This is a genomic window from Devosia sp. (assembly GCF_041917035.1).
In the GTDB taxonomy this organism is placed as follows: Bacteria; Pseudomonadota; Alphaproteobacteria; order Rhizobiales; family Devosiaceae; genus Devosia_A.
Window position 1 is genome coordinate 17206 of the sequence record NZ_JAYRYM010000005.1, and the last position, 17048, is coordinate 34253.

General features: G+C 66.7%; 15 protein-coding genes. 5 read left to right on the forward strand and 10 right to left on the reverse strand.

The features are described 5' to 3' along the window. Positions 1–2 precede the first annotated feature (2 nt). The 8 genes from ACE3TU_RS01530 to ACE3TU_RS01565 all read right to left on the reverse strand — a co-directional run bounded on the left by ACE3TU_RS01530 (position 3) and on the right by ACE3TU_RS01565 (position 9915). Complete coding sequence (locus ACE3TU_RS01530; protein WP_374619305.1) at positions 3–887, reverse strand: ATP-binding cassette domain-containing protein; 885 nt, start codon at positions 885–887, stop codon at positions 3–5. After that, complete coding sequence (locus ACE3TU_RS01535) at positions 884–1729, reverse strand: ABC transporter ATP-binding protein (RefSeq protein ID WP_374619308.1); 846 nt, start codon at positions 1727–1729, stop codon at positions 884–886. The genes ACE3TU_RS01530 and ACE3TU_RS01535 overlap by 4 nt, the downstream gene beginning before the upstream one ends. Then, complete coding sequence (locus ACE3TU_RS01540) at positions 1726–2604, reverse strand: ABC transporter permease (RefSeq protein ID WP_374619310.1); 879 nt, start codon at positions 2602–2604, stop codon at positions 1726–1728. Before ACE3TU_RS01540 ends, ACE3TU_RS01535 begins: the two co-directional genes overlap by 4 nt. After that, on the reverse strand, positions 2604–3626 hold the full coding sequence (locus ACE3TU_RS01545) for an ABC transporter permease (protein WP_374619312.1): 1023 nt from the start codon (positions 3624–3626) through the stop codon (positions 2604–2606). The genes ACE3TU_RS01540 and ACE3TU_RS01545 overlap by 1 nt, the downstream gene beginning before the upstream one ends. A 59-nt stretch (positions 3627–3685) precedes the next feature. Then, a complete protein-coding gene (locus ACE3TU_RS01550) occupies positions 3686–5242 on the reverse strand; it encodes an ABC transporter substrate-binding protein (RefSeq protein ID WP_374619314.1) in 1557 nt (518 codons plus the stop codon). A 231-nt stretch (positions 5243–5473) separates the two neighbouring features. Then, positions 5474–7828, reverse strand: a complete 2355-nt coding sequence (locus tag ACE3TU_RS01555; protein ID WP_374619317.1) for a LuxR C-terminal-related transcriptional regulator — start codon at positions 7826–7828, stop codon at positions 5474–5476. Between the two features lie 84 nt (positions 7829–7912). Next, positions 7913–8830: a MurR/RpiR family transcriptional regulator gene (locus tag ACE3TU_RS01560; protein WP_374619320.1), complete on the reverse strand. Its 918-nt coding sequence runs from the start codon at positions 8828–8830 to the stop codon at positions 7913–7915. After that, positions 8827–9915 (reverse strand): ABC transporter ATP-binding protein, encoded by a 1089-nt coding sequence (locus ACE3TU_RS01565; RefSeq protein ID WP_374619323.1) that lies wholly within the window; start codon positions 9913–9915, stop codon positions 8827–8829. Before ACE3TU_RS01565 ends, ACE3TU_RS01560 begins: the two co-directional genes overlap by 4 nt. A gap of 177 nt (positions 9916–10092) precedes the next feature. Between ACE3TU_RS01565 and ACE3TU_RS01570 the strand changes: the two genes are divergently transcribed. From ACE3TU_RS01570 to ACE3TU_RS01585, 4 genes are all read left to right on the forward strand, one after another. Further along, positions 10093–11334 (forward strand): sugar ABC transporter substrate-binding protein, encoded by a 1242-nt coding sequence (locus ACE3TU_RS01570; protein ID WP_374619325.1) that lies wholly within the window; start codon positions 10093–10095, stop codon positions 11332–11334. Positions 11335–11410: 76 nt separating this feature from the next. Further along, a complete protein-coding gene (locus tag ACE3TU_RS01575; protein WP_374619327.1) occupies positions 11411–12283 on the forward strand; it encodes a carbohydrate ABC transporter permease in 873 nt (290 codons plus the stop codon). Then, the gene (locus ACE3TU_RS01580) at positions 12283–13113 is read left to right on the forward strand and encodes a carbohydrate ABC transporter permease (RefSeq protein WP_374619329.1); all 831 of its coding nucleotides are present in this window, start codon (positions 12283–12285) and stop codon (positions 13111–13113) included. Before ACE3TU_RS01575 ends, ACE3TU_RS01580 begins: the two co-directional genes overlap by 1 nt. A 23-nt stretch (positions 13114–13136) precedes the next feature. Beyond that, positions 13137–14612 carry a M81 family metallopeptidase gene (locus ACE3TU_RS01585; RefSeq protein ID WP_374619331.1) on the forward strand — a complete coding sequence of 492 codons (1476 nt, stop codon included), beginning with the start codon at positions 13137–13139 and terminating at the stop codon, positions 14610–14612. Between the two features lie 24 nt (positions 14613–14636). On the opposite strand, the gene ACE3TU_RS01590 is transcribed toward ACE3TU_RS01585, so the two are convergent. Further along, positions 14637–15431 carry a LytTR family DNA-binding domain-containing protein gene (locus tag ACE3TU_RS01590; RefSeq protein WP_374619334.1) on the reverse strand — a complete coding sequence of 265 codons (795 nt, stop codon included), beginning with the start codon at positions 15429–15431 and terminating at the stop codon, positions 14637–14639. Positions 15432–15532: 101 nt separating this feature from the next. Here ACE3TU_RS01590 and ACE3TU_RS01595 point away from each other — a divergent pair, with 101 nt between their 5' ends. Beyond that, positions 15533–16018, forward strand: coding sequence for a DUF2306 domain-containing protein (locus tag ACE3TU_RS01595; RefSeq protein WP_374619336.1), 486 nt, complete (start codon positions 15533–15535; stop codon positions 16016–16018). Between the two features lie 28 nt (positions 16019–16046). Here the strand turns inward: ACE3TU_RS01595 and ACE3TU_RS01600 are convergent, their stop codons facing one another. Continuing rightward, positions 16047–17042, reverse strand: a complete 996-nt coding sequence (locus ACE3TU_RS01600; protein ID WP_374619339.1) for a dihydroorotate dehydrogenase-like protein — start codon at positions 17040–17042, stop codon at positions 16047–16049. Positions 17043–17048: the final 6 nt, after the last annotated feature.

Genomic DNA, 17048 nt, shown 5'->3' on the forward strand with positions numbered 1-17048 from the left:
CTTCAGGGGTGCGGGTTCTGGCCGGCGCGGAGCGCGAGGAGCTTTTCGGCCGTCGGGATTTCGCCGTCGATGAGCTCGATCCGGGGGCGCATCGCCTCCTCCTCGGCCGAGATCACCGGGACCGAGGCGAGCAGCAGGCGGGTGTAGTCGTGCGCCGGATGCTCGAACACCGACGCGGTCGGGCCGGTCTCGACGATCCGGCCCAGATAGAGCACGCCGACCGTATCGGCGAAGTTCCGCATCAGGCTCAGGTCGTGGGAAATGAACAGGTAGGTCAACTCGAGCTGGCGTCCCAGATCGACGAGGAGGTCGATGACCCGCGCCTGTACCGAGACATCGAGGGCCGAGGTCGGCTCGTCGAGCACGATCAGCTTGGGCGCCACCGCGAGCGCCCGAGCGATGGCGACGCGCTGCTTCTGGCCGCCCGACAGCTCGTGCGGGTAGCGCTGGGCGAAGTCGGACGGCAGTTGCACCATGTCCAGCAGTTCGGCGATCCGCGCAGCCCAGGAAGCGCGCGGATAGGCATGCGCCGCGAGCGGCACGGCGATCGACTGGCCGACGGTGCGGCGCGGATTGAGAGACGAGCCCGGATTCTGGAACACCATCTGCACCTTGCGGCCGTAGGCGCGAGTGCCGGTCTGGCCCGTGATGTTCTCGCCGTCGAGCAGGATGTCGCCGGTCGTCGGTCGCGTCAGCCCCATGATCATCCGGGCGATAGTGGACTTGCCCGAGCCGCTCTCGCCGGCAAGGCCGTAGACGCCACCCCGCGGGATGCTGAGCGAGACGTTGTCCACCGCCTTCACCACTCCGGTGATGCGGCCGAACGGGCTGCGAACCGGGAAGTGCCTGGAGAGTCCGACGAGTTCGAGCATGGGACGGGCGGTCATGACGCCGCCTCGCGCTGGCCGAAGCGGGTGCCGCCGGTGAGCCGCGGCACGGCGGCGATCAGGGCCTGGGTGTAGGCGTCCTGTGGCGCGGCGAACAGCTGGGCCGTCGGGCCGTGCTCGACCACGACCCCCTTGTTCATGACGTAGACATAGCCCGAGGTCTCGCGGACGACGCCTAGATTGTGGGTGATCAGCATCAGTGCGAGGCCACGGGCCTCGACCAGGTCCTTGAGCAGCTTGAGGATCTGCGCCTGGGTGGTGACGTCGAGGGCCGTCCCCGGCTCGTCAGCGATCAGCAGCCGGGGCTCGGAGAGCAGGGCCATGGCGATCAGCACGCGCTGTCGCATGCCTCCCGACAGCATGATCGGATAGCTGCGCGACACCCGCTCCGGATCGCGCATCCGCACCTGGGCGAGCACTTCGTGCACCCGCGCCCGGCGCTCCTTGGCGGAGCGCGCGCGACCGAGGCGACGGTCGGCGTACTTGAGGATGGTGCCCATCTGATCGGCGATGGTGAAGACCGGGTTGAGCGAACTCATCGGGTCCTGGAACACCATCGACATCGAGGTGCCGCGCAGCTTCAGCCGCTCGCGATGCGGCAGGGTGAGCAGGTCGCGTCCGTCATAGAGTATCTGCCCGCTGGTGATGCGGGCCGGTGGCGTGCGCAACAGCCCCATGATCGCCTTCATGGTGACCGATTTGCCCGAGCCGCTCTCGCCGACCAGGGCCACCTGGCTGCGCGCCGGAACATCCAGCGAAACGCCCTTCAACACCCGGTTGGTCTGGCCGTAGGTGGTGAACTCGACGCTGAGGTCGCGCACCGAAAGCAGCGCCTCGCTCACCGCACGTCCTCCACGTCGAAGAGGTCGCGCAATCCGTCGCCGAGCAGATTGAAGCCGAGCGCGACGACGAGGATGGCCGAGCCCGGCAGCACCGATTCCCACCAGTAGTCTGGCAGGAACGCCGAGCCGGATGCGACCATGGTGCCGAGGTCGGGGGTCGGCGGTTGGATGCCGAGGCCGAGAAAGCTCAGCGACGCCCCCACCAGGATGACGAAGCCGGCATCGAGCGAGGTCTTGACCGACAGGGCCGAGACGCAGTTGGGCAGGATTTCGCGGAACAGGATGTGGGCCTTGCTGGCGCCCAGCGTCTCGGCCGCCTCGACGAACTCCTGCGTCCTGAGCTGTCGGGTGATCGAGTAGACGAGGCGCGTATGCCAGGTCCACCACAGCGCCGCAATCGCCAGCATCGAGTTGATGAGGTCCGGCGACAGCACGGCGGTGACGGCGAGGGCCATGACGAGCGGCGGGATGGCGAGGGCGATATCGGTCATGCGCATGATGACGATTTCGACCCAACCGCCGAAGTAGCCGGCGAGCAGGCCCAGGATCGTGCCGATCGGCACGGCGGTACCGAGCACGACCAGGGCCAGGAGCAGCGAGACGCGCAGCCCGAAGATGACTCGGGTGAAGATGTCGCGGCCGACATTGTCGGTGCCGAACCAATATTCGGCCGACGGTGGCAGATGGCGCGCCCGGAAGTTGACCACCGCGCCGACATGCTCCGGATAGGGCGTGATCCAGGGCGCGAGGATCGCGGCGAGGACGACGAGCGTGACGATCAGCGCGCCGACCACCGCCGTCGGATTGCGCGAGAAGCGGTACCAGTTCTGGTAGGCGTTGGAGAGGCGCCGCACAGGCGCCGCGACGTCGGCCATCAGCGCGCTCCCCGAATGCGGATGCGCGGATCGACGAAGCCGACAAGCACGTCGATGACGAGATTGACGAGGACGAAAAACACGCCCGAGACCATCACCACGCCCATCACGGCGTTGAGGTCCTTCTGCAGGATCGTGCGGATGCCGTAGGCCGCCATGCCGGGCCAGGCGAAGACCAGTTCGACGACGAAGGCATTGCCGATCAGCGAGGCGAATTCGAGCCCGAGGATGGTGAGCGGTGGCACGAAGCTGGGGCGCAGCATGTACTTGAAGACGCGCACCGGTTCGGGCACGCCAAAGGCACGGCTTGCCTCGATGTAGTCCTGGCTCGCGACGTCAATCATCGAGGAGCGGGTGATGCGGGCGATCTGGCCCATAGTCGCGGCGGCGAGCGCGAGGGACGGCAGCAGCAGGTAGCGGAACGCCTCGCCGAACACGTCCAGGCGGCCCTTCAGCAGGGAATCGATCGACATAAGCCCGGTGATGTCGGCGATGAAGTCGATGTTGTGGGGCATCCGCCCGGTCGTGGGCAGGATGTGCAGCACATAGCCCGCGAGGATCTGCAGCAGCAGCGCGAGGAAGAAGCTCGGCGTCACCGCGCAGAAGATGGCGAGGATGCGCACCAGGTTGTCGGGCCAGCGGTCCTTCCACCGCGCCGCCGCCACCCCCAGCGGCACTCCGAGCGCGAAGGCCAGGGTGATGGTGACGAGGACCAGCTCGAACGTCGCCGCGAAGGTGCTGCGGATGTCATCGTTGACCGGCCGCTCGGTGAGCAGCGAACGCCCCAGGTCGCCTTGCGCCAGCCCGGCGACAAACAGCCCGTATTGCTCGACGATCGGCCGGTTGAGGCCGAGCTTCTCGCGCAGATCGCTCACCTGCTCCTGCGTCGCCGTCGGTCCCAGTGCCATCCGGGCCGGATCGCCCGGGACGACGCGGGCGATGGCGAAGATGACCATCGACAGGCCGACAAGCACGAGCAGCGACCACAGGATGCGGCGAACGAGGAAGAGCAGGAATTCCAAGTGCGGGAACCCGGGAAATGAGGAATGGCTCCCCGGTTAGGGCCGGGGAGCCGGGGACCTTACGAGCAGGTCCAGCTGTAGCGCACGAAGTCGTAGTCGAACGACTGCATCGGCACCGGCTTGAAGCCGGTGAGGCACTTGTCCATGGCGTGCTGCACGGTCTGGGTCAGCAGGAAGGCATCGGCCTGCATGTCGACCAGCTTGTGCTGCAGCGACTTGTAGATCTCGGCCTGTCGGGCGGTGTCGCCAGTGCCGCGCGCCTCGTCGATCAGGGCGTCGATCTCGGGGTCGGCGATCCACTCCATCGAGGCCCAGGTGCCGGCCGCCTTGGAGTGGTACTGGGTGAAGAACATCGAGTCCGGCGAGGGGTAGGTCGGGCCGAAGAAGATCTGGTTCACCGCCGGCGACGATTCCACCTTGGCGGCCTTCTCGGTGATCACGTTCCAGGGGTCCGCCTGCTGCGTGACGACGAAGCCGAGCTGCTCGAGATTGGCCTGCAGCAGCAGGCTGATCTCCTCCTCGAACTTGGCGCCGGCGACATAGCCGAGGGTGATCGGGATCGGGGCACCGGCATACTTGGACTGCGCGATTTCCGCCTTGGCCGCCTCGAGGTCGTACTTGGGCTCCGGGATGTCGTCCGCATGGAAGGCGGCGAAGGCCTTCGGCAGCGGCGTCGACAGCACGCCGCCCGGAAAGATCACTTCGCGGATGGTGGCATAGTCGGTCGCCAGCGCCAGGGCGCGGCGGATATGGACGTCGTCGGTCGGCGCCACCTTGGTGTTGAACTTGAGGTAGAACGCGGTCGAGGTGTCCTCGGAGACGAGGGTGAATCTGCCCATGTCGACCAGCGCCTTGTAGGTTTCCGGCGACTGGAACTGGCTGGTCATGGTGAGTTCGCCGGAGGCGGCGAGGGACTTCACGGTCGCCTCGTCATTGGTGACGATCCAGCGGACCTCGTCGATCGGGCCCGGGCCGAAGCCCTTGTAGTAGTCCGCATTGCGCGTGATGGTCATCTGCGAGCCGCGATCCCAGCTCTTCAGCGAATAGGCGCCGGCTCCGGCCACGTTGGTGGCCAGCCAGGTCTGGCCGTCATCGCTGCCCTCGTTGGCCTTCACCACTTCCTCGTTGAGGATCATGATGGCGGGCACGGTGGTGAGGAACGGCGCGAAGGTCTTGGACAGCGTGAACTTCACCGTCTTGGCATCCACGGCGGTGACCGAGCCGGGCGCCAGGACGTCGGCGAACAGGTTTGCGGGGCCCTGGTTGATGCGCAGCAGCCGCTCCACCGAGTAGACCACGTCGCTGGCCTCGACCGGCGAGCCGTCGGAGAACTTCGCATCGTCGCGCAGCTTGTAGGTGACCTCTTTGGCGTCGTCCGAGACGGTCCAGCTCTCCGCCAGTTCCGGAACGATGTTGCCGCCCGAGTCGACCGAGACCAGCCCGTCATAGAGGTTAACGGCGGCCATGTAGTCGGTATAGTCGGAGATCTTGGCCGGATCGATCGTGCCAAAGATCTGCACGGTGTTCATGGTGACAACGGTCGCCGCCAGGGTCGGCGCAGCGCCGAGCGCAAGCGCGGACAGCGCGGTAGCAAGCAAGAGCCTCTGGGTCTTCATCCTCGTTTCCTTCGTTTCGCGGGGTGTCTGGTGTCCGCTGCCGCGTCCCCATGCTGCAGCGATCTGGCCTTCGATGGTCCGCACGCCGACCGGTCGGCCGCGACACGACCGACGGATGCCCGCCAGCCTGCAGCCGACCGATGAAACGACAGCTTGGCGCGAGCAAGACGACGTGCTCAAGGCGTCAGACGTCTAGGTTTTTACCCAAGATGGCTAGGTTTCCCGAGCCGATCACCGCACCAAACCCAACGCACGCGCCGCGGTGATGGCCTCGCGACGCCGGCCGCAGCCGAGCTTGCGATAGACGTTGCCGAGGTGGAACTTGATCGTTGCCTCGCTCAGACCCAGGGCGTTGGCGATGAACTTGTTCGACGCCCCTTCGGCGATCATCAGCAACACCTTGGTTTCGCGCCGCGACAGGCCGCTCTGCACCCCGAGCGGCGAGTTCGGCAGGCCGGCGTCGCGCAGGCGTCGCAACACCTGTCGCACTGGCGAGGAGCTGTCGAGATACTGTCCGATGCGCTGATGTTCGATGAGTTCGCTGAGGAAGTGCCGCTCCTCGGCCAGCGGCGCAATGGCGTCGAGCCGCGCAGCCTGCTCGAAGACCTTCTGCAGCAGGGCCCGTGCCCTCGAAAGGTTGCTCTGGCGCTTGCTGACGAAGGCCAGCCAGATCTCGACGCTCAGTCGCTGCCGGCCGGTCAGGTTGAGGTTTTCGAGCGTGGCGACGAGCTGGCGGTCGAGCCCCGCCCGCGCGGGAGCCTCGTTGACGAGGTGCCGCAGCCAGGACAGGCACAGCATGATCTCGTCGCGATCCTGCAGCCGCGACAGCTCGTCGGTCGCCGCGGCAACCCAGGCGCGGGTGATCCGCGAGGGGACGGCGGACAGCTTTTCGACCGCCTCCTGCCATCGGTTGGCATTCTGCAGGATTGCCGCCTCGCGCATCTCGATCATCATGCCGAACTGTCGGTTGCGGACCTGGTAGACCCGCCAGCGGTCGAGGAAGCTGCGGGCGGCGATGGTCGAGAAGTGCTCGCTGAGCGCCTGGCTGCCATATTGCAGGGCGAACTCGATGAGACTCGGCCAGATCTCGCCATGCACGAAGTCGTCGAGCTGCGTGCTGAGGAAGCGGGCCAGCGGTTCGGCCCTTCCCCCTTCGTAGTCGATGCAGGCGCGCAGCAGCCCGAGCAGCCGCCAGTCGCCGGGACTGTCGAACCGGACACTGGCGAGATAGGTCTCGGCCTGGCCGGCATGCCGGCGCGCGTTCAGGGCGTCGCCCATCATCAGGTGGATGATCGCGCGGTGCAGGCTGATATAGAAAGCCAGCATCGGCGCGCCGGCCTGCTCGTAGTGATGCAGCGCATGGTTGGCCACATCCTCGGCGGCGGCAAAGCGCCGCCGACGGATATAGAACTCCAGGACCGAGTTGTAGAAACTGCCCCGCACCAGGTGGGCATCGACCGGGAAGTATTGGAACATGTCGAAGACCAGCCCGAACAGCTCGTCGGTGAGCTGATAGTCCTCGTAGATCATCATGATCACGCGGAAGGCGAGGAAATCGGTGCTGTAGCGGTGGCGCTCGACGAAGACGGTACCGAGGTCGTTGACCTGCGGCCCGAAGCGATCGGCGAGCAGGCGCCGGGCCCGGGCGATCTCGCCACTCTTGAGGGCCTGCATGGCGAGGCTCATGACCAGGGTGTCATTGCTCTGCGCGAAGGACTCGGGGAAGCCCGCGAGTACCCGTGCAAAGGCATCGGGACCGAAGTGATAGAGGTAGAAGCGGCCCCAGCCCCGCTCGAAGGCCTCGAGCGCCTCAGCTAGGCACCCGGCGCGCTGATAGCACAGGATCGCCTCGGTGACCTCGCCGCGCCGGTCATGGGCCACCGCGATCTGGCGGGCTTCGGTCGGATCGCCGGCGCGCTCGACCAAGATGGCATTCACCGCTCTGCTGACGGGATCGCTCAGCGCCGGCGGCAAGGGCAGGAGGCCCGCCTCTGCCGATCCGACACGGTCGCGCAGGTCGAACAGCTCGTGGGAGCCGAGCGAAGCCAGGACCTCTTCGCTGAGGAACGCCTGCAGCACCGCGCCATCGAGGCCCGCGGCGCGCAGCAGCAGCGGCCAGCCGCCCGTCTGCTCGAGCACGCGCCTGGCCGCCCGCGGTGACATCGCCGGGGAAAGGTCCTCGATCGTGAGGCGCAGGTCGGCCTCCGTGAGGACCAGAACCTGCCCGTAGGCCATGGCGCGCGCAAGGCCCGGAATCTCCTGTCGTGGGCGTTTGGCGATCACCAGCCGCCGCTCCCCGGCGACGAAGGCCTCGGGCAGCAGCGGCCGGACGTCCGCGTCGACGAGGTCCCACAGCAACGGGTCTCCCTCGCCATCGGGACGCGGGCCGCGACAGACAGCGACCCCCAGCTGTCGCCCCAGTTGCCGCAGCAACACCGACTTGCCGAGCCCTGCGGGAGCATCGAGAACCACGATCGGTACGGCCGCACCCAGAATGCGATCGAGCAGTCGACGTCGGATGATCTGGGTTTCGAGCTCCGCCGGGCGGACCTCGCCGGAGAACTGGATGACTTCGCCGCTCGGCACCCGGCGATACTCCCGGTCGGGACCCTGATACCGGAAACCCTAGCGGAATCCGCCCCGACCCAGCAAGCGGACCGGGTGTCGCGCTCAATCGCCGATCGGCTGCATCGGGCCCTCGGACCGGATTGCCGTGAGGCTCTGGCGCACCCGGCGCAGCCGTTCGAGCACGTCCGGCCCGATGGCCTCGGCCGCGGCCATGGCAAGGATATCGACGACCGCAAGCATGGCAAAGCGCGACGAGGAGGGTTTGTAGAGGTTCTGATCTTCCTCGAAGACGAATGGCACGAGGTGTTGCACAGCTCTCGCCAACGGGGAGTCCGGAGCGGTGACGCCGATGCAGACGGCGTCGTACTGGCGGGCGACGGCCACCGCCTCGAGCACGGATCGGGCGCGCCCCGAGGTCGAGAATGCCACGATGACCGAGCGCCCGTCGGCCACCGAGGCGCTCATCGACTGCAGCTGCGGATCGGCGTAGGCGTTCGAGTTCAGGCCCAGTCGGAACAGCCGGTTCTGCAGCTCGACTGCCGCCATCGACGAGTTGCCGCCGGTGCCGTAGCAGGTGACCCGGGAGGCCCCGGCGATCAGCTTCCCGAGCGCCGTCATGTCGACCCGGGCCAGCGCCACGCTGATCAGGTCGAGGGCGGCATGGGCACGGCCACAGATCGTCGCCACCACCTGGTTGGAGCTGTGCTGGCCTTCCGAATTGGACTCGTGCGCCCGCAGATAGGCGCCACCGGTGGCGAGGGCCTGCGCCAGGTGCACCTTCATGTCGCGGGTGTTGTGAAAGCCCAGTGACCGCGCGAGGCGCGTCACGGTCGGCTCGCTGACCAGAGCTCGCCTTGCGATGTCGCCGATCGGCGCGGTTGTGGCGAAGTGCAGGTCGGCGAGAATGCACTCGATCAGCTGGGCCTCGGCCCGGTGCCCCTCGCCCAGGCGCGAGCGCAGCCGCGCGATGATGTCGATGCGCCGACCATCGTCGACAATCGTGGCACCGTTGCGCCTCACGGCCGTTCGCTGCCCGCGCCGCTCAGTCGCTCGCCGCTCGTCGCATCGAACAGGTGGATATTGTCGGGTGCCGCACCGAGTTGCAGCGTGCTGCCCGGCGCCGGGTCGAGCCGGATGCGGAAGACACAGCGCACCTCCTTGCCGGCCATGCGCCCGAAGACATGCGTCTCGGGGCCGGTGGGTTCCACGACCTCGACCTCGAGCTTGAGCGGGCCGCCTTCGGCGAACTGATAGTTCTCGGGCCGGATGCCGACCTCGACCGCGGTACCGTCCGTGGCCCGCACGGGGTGGACGGGCAGCAGCGCGCCGTCCGCCAGTTCGACCACGGCACCGATGTCGCGGCTGCGATAGGTGCCGGAAACGAAGCTCATCGCCGGTGACCCGATGAAGCTCGCGACGAAGACATTGGCCGGCCGGTCGTAGAGTTCCAGCGGCGCGCCGATCTGCTCGATGCGCCCGGCATTCATCACCACGATCCGGTCGGCCATGGTCATCGCCTCGATCTGGTCGTGCGTCACGTAGACAATGGTGGTGCCGAGCTTCTGGTGCAGCGCCTTGATCTCCGTGCGCATCTGCACCCTGAGCTTGGCGTCGAGGTTGCTGAGCGGCTCGTCGAACAGGAACACCTTGGGATTGCGCACGATCGAGCGCCCCATGGCGACGCGCTGGCGCTGGCCGCCGGACAATTGCCCTGGGGTGCGGTCGAGATAGTTGGAGAGATTGAGGATGTCGGCGGCGCGTCCGAGCGCCCTGTCGGTATCGACTGCCGCCTCTCGCCGTACCCGCGGGCCGAAGGTGATGTTGTTCCTGATATTCATGTGCGGGAACAGCGCGTAGGACTGGAAGACCATCGAGATGTCGCGCCGCTGCGGCGGCACGTCGTTGGTGCGCACGCCACCGATGTCGAGATCGCCGCCCGAGATTTCCTCGAGCCCCGCAATCATGCGCAGCAGGGTAGACTTGCCGCAGCCGGAGGGGCCGACGAGGACGATGAACTCGCCATCGGCGACGTCGAGCGAGACATTCTCCAGCACCGTCGTACTGCCATAGCGCTTGGCAATGTTGCGCAGGCTGAGTTCGGCCATGGCGGACCTCCGATCGTGACGGCTGACAGCAGGCTAGCCTTGAAATGTAATAAAGCAACACGAATGTCACATTTCACTTGAAAGTGCCGCCGATATGAAAAAATCTACCGCCAGGGGTGAGGCTGCCGGCGCATGGCGCGGGACCTTCACGCCCACAAGAACCTGGAAGGGAAGATCATGTCGTTGCATTGGTTGAAAGTCGCTGCCGTGGGCAGCGTCGCCGCGATCGCGCTGGCCAGCGCCGCCTATGCGCAGACGGTGCGCGTCACCGTCGCCGAGTACAGCTCGAAGACCGGCCCCTATTTCGAGAAGGCGGCCACCGCGTTCGAGGCGGCGAACCCGGGCACCGACATCCAGATCGAAGTCGTGCCGTGGGACGTGCTGCAGCAGAAGCTGACCACCGACATTTCGGGAGGCGCCAACGCCGACCTCGCCATCATCGGCACGCGCTGGCTGATCGACTACGTGAGCCAGGGCGTCGCCGCGCCGCTCGATGGCTACATCACCGACGAGTTCAAGGGCCGCTTCATCGACACCTTCCTCAGCCCGTCGGTCATGGACGGCAAGACCTACGGCCTGCCGATCGCGGCCTCGGCGCGCGCCATGTACTATAACAAGTCCCTGTTCGAGCAGGCCGGCATCGCCGAACCCCCGGCGACCTGGGAGGACCTGAAGGCCGCCGCGGCCAAGATCAAGGCCATCGGCGGCGATGTCTACGGCTATGGCATGCAGGGCAAGGAAATCGAGACCGACGTGTATTTCTACTACGCGTTCTGGTCCTATGGCGGCAACCTGATCGACGCCGACGGCACCTCTGGTCTCGACACCGACGCCGCCTACAAGGCGGCTGAACTGTACAAGTCGCTGATCGACGAGGGCCTGACCGAACCGGGCGTCACCTCGCTCAACCGCGAGGATGTGCAGAACCTGTTCAAGCAGGGCCGGGTTGGCATGATGGTTACCGCGCCCTTCCTGTCCAGCCAGATCAAGGAAGAGGCGCCGGACCTGCAATACGGCGTTACCGCCATTCCCGCCGGCCCCGACGGCGCCCGCGGCACCTATGGCGTCACCGACTCGATCATCATGTTCGAGAACAGCCAGAACAAGGACACCGCCTGGAAGTTCCTCGACTACATCTTCACCACCCCGCTGCGCGCCGAGTTCACGGGCGGTGAAGGCTTCCTGCCGGTGAACAAGGAAGTCGCCGCCTCGCCGGCCTTTGCCGACAACGCCGACCTCAAGGCTTTCACGGCACTGCTCCCCGACGCCCGCTTCGCTCCGGTGATCCCGGGCTGGGAAGAGATCGCCGCGGTGACCTCCAGCGCGCTGCAGAAGATCTACCTCGGCGAGGGTGAGATCAAGGCGACGCTCGACGCCGCCGCCGCCGAGATCGACGGCATCATCGCCGCCAACAAGTAACTCGCAGTTCCTCCCGCGGTCGGGCCTTCGGGTCCGGCCGCACCCCGCCCGCCGGCCCGGCCACGAAGGACGCTGCATGAACCGCTCGATCTTCACCAACCCCTACGTGCTGATCGCGCCCGCGTTCCTCCTAGCCGCATTCATCATCCTGTGGCCGCTGTTCCAGATAGGGGAAATCTCGCTCAACAGCGTCAACCGCTTCGGCCAGCTGAAGGGCTTCTCCGGGCTCGAGAATTTCGCTGCGGTGCTGTCCGATCCGCAGTTTCTCAGCGCCTCGTGGCGCACGGTGATCTGGACCGTCGGCATCGTCGTCGGCACCATCCTCGTGTCGATTCCCGTCGCCATGATCCTCAATGAGGATTTTCACGGCCGGGGCCTCGCCCGCATCATCATCATGCTGCCCTGGGCGGTCTCGCTCACCATGACCGCCATCGTCTGGCGCTGGGCGCTGAGCGGGGAGAGCGGCATGCTCAACTCGGCCCTCAAGGGCCTCGGGCTGATCGACGAGAACATCCAGTGGCTGGCGCAGGCCGGCACGGCTTTCCCGGTGCAGATCGCCATCGGCATCCTGGTCTCGATCCCGTTCACCACCACGATCTTCCTCGGCGGCCTGTCCTCGATCCCGGACGATCTGTACGAGGCGGCTCGCCTCGAAGGGGCCAGCGACTGGCAGATCTTCGTCGCCATCACGCTGCCATTGCTGCGTCCGTTCATCAACATCGCCGTGGTGATGAACACCATCAACGTGTTCAACTCCTTTCCCATCATCTGGGCGACGACGCAGGGCGGTCCCGCCAACTCGACCGACATCCTCGTCACCTACCTCTACAAGCTCGGTTTCTCCTTCGGTAAGCTCGGCGAGGCTTCGGCGCTCTCGTTGATGATGTTCGCGCTCCTGCTGGTCTTCACCATCCTCTATGTGCGCCTTGCCATGCGGGGAGAACGCTGATGGCCCTGTCTCGCAAGGCCCGCCGCAGCATCGTCTCCTGGTTGCTGCTCTCGCCGCTGATCGTGGCGGTGCTGTTCCCGTTCGCGGTGATGTTCGTCACCGCGATCAAACCCGCTACCGAGGTGCTCAAGCCCACCTGGTGGCCGAGCGCGCCGCAGTGGCAGAACTTCGTCAGCATGTGGGAGGCGACGCGATTCGGCGCGGCGCTGTGGAACTCGATCTACGTTTCCGTGCTCTCGACCCTGTTGTCGCTCCTCGTCTCTATCCCTGCGGCCTACGCCCTGAGCCGCTTCCGCTTCACCGGGCGCGGCTTCGTGCAGCAGTTCCTGCTGGTCAGCCAGATGCTGTCGCCGATCGTGCTGGTCATCGGGCTGTTCCGCCTGCTCGTCGCGCTCAAGATGCTCGACAATCTCAATGCCGTGGTCTTCGTCTATGCCACCTTCAACATCGCCTTCTCGGTCTGGATGCTGCAGAGCTACTTCTCGACCATCCCCAAGGACCTCGAGGAGGCGGCCTGGATGGAGGGAGCGACCCCCTGGCAGGCGCTGCGCCGGGTGTTCCTGCCGCTGGCCCTGCCGGCCATGGTGGTCACCGCCATCTTCTCGTTCATCAATGCCTGGAACGAGTTCGTCATCGCCCTGACCATGCTGCGCAACCAGGCCGGCTACACGCTGCCGATCCAGGTCTTCTCGCTGGTCGCCGGCCGCTACACGGTGGAGTGGCACCACGTGATGGCCGCTGCCTTCGTCGCCACCATCCCCGTGGCCATCGTCTTTGCCTGGCTGCAGCGCTACCTTGTCCGCGGTCTTGCCCTCGGCGCCGTCAAATAGCTCACTTACATCGGCAATTTCCCATGCGCGTCTTCACCGCCTCACTCGCCACCGAGACCAACACGTTCTCGCCCGTCCCCACCGACATGGCGTCGTTCAAGAACACCTTCTACGCGGCGCCCGGCGAACATCCCGAGACGCCCACCCTGTGTTCTTCATGCATCGTTGTGCTGCGCCAGCGCGCCGCGGCGGAAGGGTTCACCCTCATCGAGGGGACGGCGACCTGGGCCGAGCCGGGCGGCCTGATCCGCCGCGACGTCTACGAGACGCTGCGCGACGAGATCCTCTCCCAATTGCGGCACGCCCTGCCGGTCGATGCGGTGGTCCTCGGCCTGCACGGCGCCATGGTGGCGAGCGGCTACGACGACTGCGAGGGCGATCTCCTCGAGAGGGTCCGGCAGATCGTCGGCCCAGGGGTGATCGTCGCGGCAGAACTCGATCCGCACAGCCACCTGACCCCCAGGCGTGTGGCCAACTCCGACATTCTCGCGAGTTTCCTCGAGTTCCCGCACACCGACTTCTTCGAACGCGCAGAGCATGTGGTGGATCTGGCGCTGCGCGCCGCACGCGGCGAGATCCGGCCGGTGATCTCGACGTTCGACTGCCAGATGATCGAGGTCTACCCGACCAGCCGCGAGCCGATGCGCTCGTTCGTCGACCGGATGATCGCGCTCCACGGCAAGGACGATGTCCTCTCGGTGAGCTTCATCCACGGCTTCATGGCCTCCGACGTGCCCGAACTGGGCTCGCGCGTCATGGTGGTGACCGACAATGCCCCGCTCAAGGGGGCCGCCCTGGCCGAGCGGCTTGGCCGGGAAATCCAGTCCTATCGCGGTCGCACCACCATGCCGATGCGCAGCGTCGAGGACACGCTGGCCCATATCGCGGCCGCTGGTCCGGGCACGGAGCCATTTGTGGTCGCCGACGTCTGGGACAACCCCGGCGGCGGGGTGGCCGGCGACAACACGGTGGCCCTCAGGGCCATCATCGCTTCGGGGCTCGACCGCGTCGGCGTCGCGACCATCTGGGACCCGCAGGCTGCCGCCTTCGCGCTTGCTGCCGGCGAAGGCGCCGTGCTCGACCTGCGCTTCGGCGGCAAGGCCGGCAGTGCCTCCGGGCTGCCAATAGATGCCCGTGTCGAGGTGCTGCGGACCACCGGGTCCGGCTGGCAGAGCTTCGGCAAGTCGCAGGTGCCGCTCGGCGTGGCCGCCGTGGTGCGCATCGTCGGCACAGAGATCGACATCATTCTCAACACCAATCGCACGCAGACCTTCGAGCCGGACATCTTCAGCAATCTCGGCATCGACTACGCCGGCAAGCAGCTCCTGTTGGTCAAGTCGACCAACCACTTCTACGCCGGCTTCGCGCCGATCGCGCGGGAGGTCCTCTACGCCCGGGTGCCGGGGCCCTATCCCGACGATCCGCGCGTCACCGACTACCGCAAGCTGACCCGCCCGATCTGGCCGCGCGTCGATGTGTTCGCGGCCTCCGGTCCCTGAGAGAGCGGGACTGCCCGCGCGGGCTCAGACGAGGCCGGCCTCGCGCGCCGCGGCGAGATAGCTGCGGCTGATGCCGAGCCGGCGCCCGTCCGGCAGTTCTGCCGCGGGCTTGCCATCCTCACGCACGACCCGTCGCACCGCCTCAAGCGCCACCCAGTGCGACCGGTGGATTTGCAGACCGCGGACGCCCGCGGTTTCCCGGATCGCATCGGATAACCGCATCAGGACCAGCGTCCGGCCGCGTTCGGTGAGCACCTCGACATAGTGGTCCTGCACGATCAGCGCCCAGAGGGCGCCGCGCTGCGGCAGAGGCACCCGCTCGAGAATGGCAGGTGATGATGGAGCAGCAGCGTTCGCGGCGGCCTCGGTCTCGGTGGGCCGTCGCAGCGAGCCGCCGAGGATTTCGGAGATGGCCATCACGCCGAAGCCGACGAGCGTGCTGTCCAGCCACAGAGTCATGGGATCGATGGCGTGCCGCCAGCCGGCGCCGAAGGTCACCATGTTGAGCAGCAGCACCACCAGCGTCACCGGCACGCCTGTAATCGTGCCGAACACCAGCACCCGCGCCCAGGCCGCGCGGATGGTCATGCCGAAGGCATTGATGATGAACAGGCTGACCAGCATGCCGGTTCCGTAGGTGCCGACTGCCACGGCCAGCCAGTAGGCGAGCCGGGGCACGGTTTCGAGCGAGGCAAAGGTGCCGAAGGGTCCGGTGATGCCGAGCAGCGCGCCGACGACCACGAGGCCGACGAGGATTCGCGGATCGGAGAAATGCCGCTGCATTTCGCGAAGCGTGATCTGCAGGGCCTTGCCGTTCACGTATCTGTCCGTCGCTTAGCGAATGGGCGTTTGCCTCTCACAACTAGGTGGGGGAGGGACTGCGGCGCAAGTCCAACCGCACGTCCCTCGGAACACAAATCATGTCTCTCACTCCACTGCTCGACGCCCCGCTCGCCGTGCAGCTGCACGCTGCCGTCGCCCTCAGCGCGCTGTTTCTCGGCGCCCTGGTGCTGTTCAACCGCAAGGGGACCCGGCTGCACCGGACGCTGGGGCGCGTCTGGGCCGCCCTGATGCTGATCACCGCCGGGTCGGCCCTGTTCATCAACGAGATCCGTATGATCGGTCCGTTCAGTCCGATCCACCTGTTCTCCATCGTCACCTTCGTCGGGATCGTCGAAGGCATCCGCCAGATTCGCCGCGGTGACGTGCGCCGCCACCGCGCGACAATGCAGGGGCTGTATTTCTTCGCGCTGATCCTCACCGGGGCCTTCACGCTGCTTCCTGGCCGGCGGATGCACGACGTGCTGTTCGGCGCGGAGGCGGGTTGGGCACCGGCGCTCGCCGCCATCGCGCTGGCGCTCGGGGCAAGCGTGCTGATCTGGCGGCGGCTGCTGCGCGCGACGTGATCCGTGGGCACAGCGCTCAGATGGGCGTCTATCGGTTCCGATAGCTCTGCAGCACCCGGATGTAGTTGGCCCGCTCGAAGGCCTCCGGGTTGGCCATGGCGCCGTGGCTCATCCTGCCCCTTACGGCATCGGCCGACTCGAGGCCTCGCGCCGCGAGCCACTGGCCGAGTTCGGTGACGAGCGTCCGCATATGCCCCACGCCGTGCCGCAGCAGCGCGGAGGTGGTCATAACGACGTCAGCCCCGGCGAGGAGGTACTTGACGACATCGTCGGCGGTCTCGACGCCGGAGGTGGCGGCCAGTGATGCCTTCACGCGCCCCGCCAGAATGGCGATCCACAGCAGCGGCAGACGCATTTCATCGGGCCGCGACAGCTCGAGGCTCGGAACCAGCGTGAGCCGCGCCACGTCGATGTCGGGCTCGTAGAAGCGGTTGAACAGCACCAGGCCATCGGCGCCTGCCTCCGCGAGCCGCAGCGCCATGTGGCCCGGGGCGCTGAAATATGGGCCGATCTTGACCGCCACCGGGATGGAGACGCTGCCCTTCACCGCCCTCAACACGTCGAGGTAGCGCGTCTCGACCTCGGCCCCGGAGAGCGCCAGGTCGGTCGGTATGAAGTAGATGTTGAGTTCGATTGCCCCGGCCCCGGCCCGCTCGACGGCGCGGGCATGCTCGATCCAGCCGTGATCGGTAACGCCGTTGAGGCTAGCGATCACCGGGATGTCGACGGCGCTGCTGGCCCGCTCGATCAGATCGAGATGCCGCTCGATATCGAAGGCATAGCTCGACTGGCTCGGGAAGTAGCTCAGCGCCTCCCCGAAGCTGTCGATGCCGGTAGTCATCAGGGCATCCATCACCTCCTGCTCGTGGGTGATCTGCTCTTCGAAGATCGAGGGCAGCACGACCGCGCCGGCGCCGCAGTCTTCGAGCCGGCGAATGGTATCGAGCGATCGGTTGAGCGGGCTGGCGCTGGCGACCAGCGGGCTCCGAAGCGTCAGGCCGAGATAGCGGGTCGAGAGGTCCATGGGCGC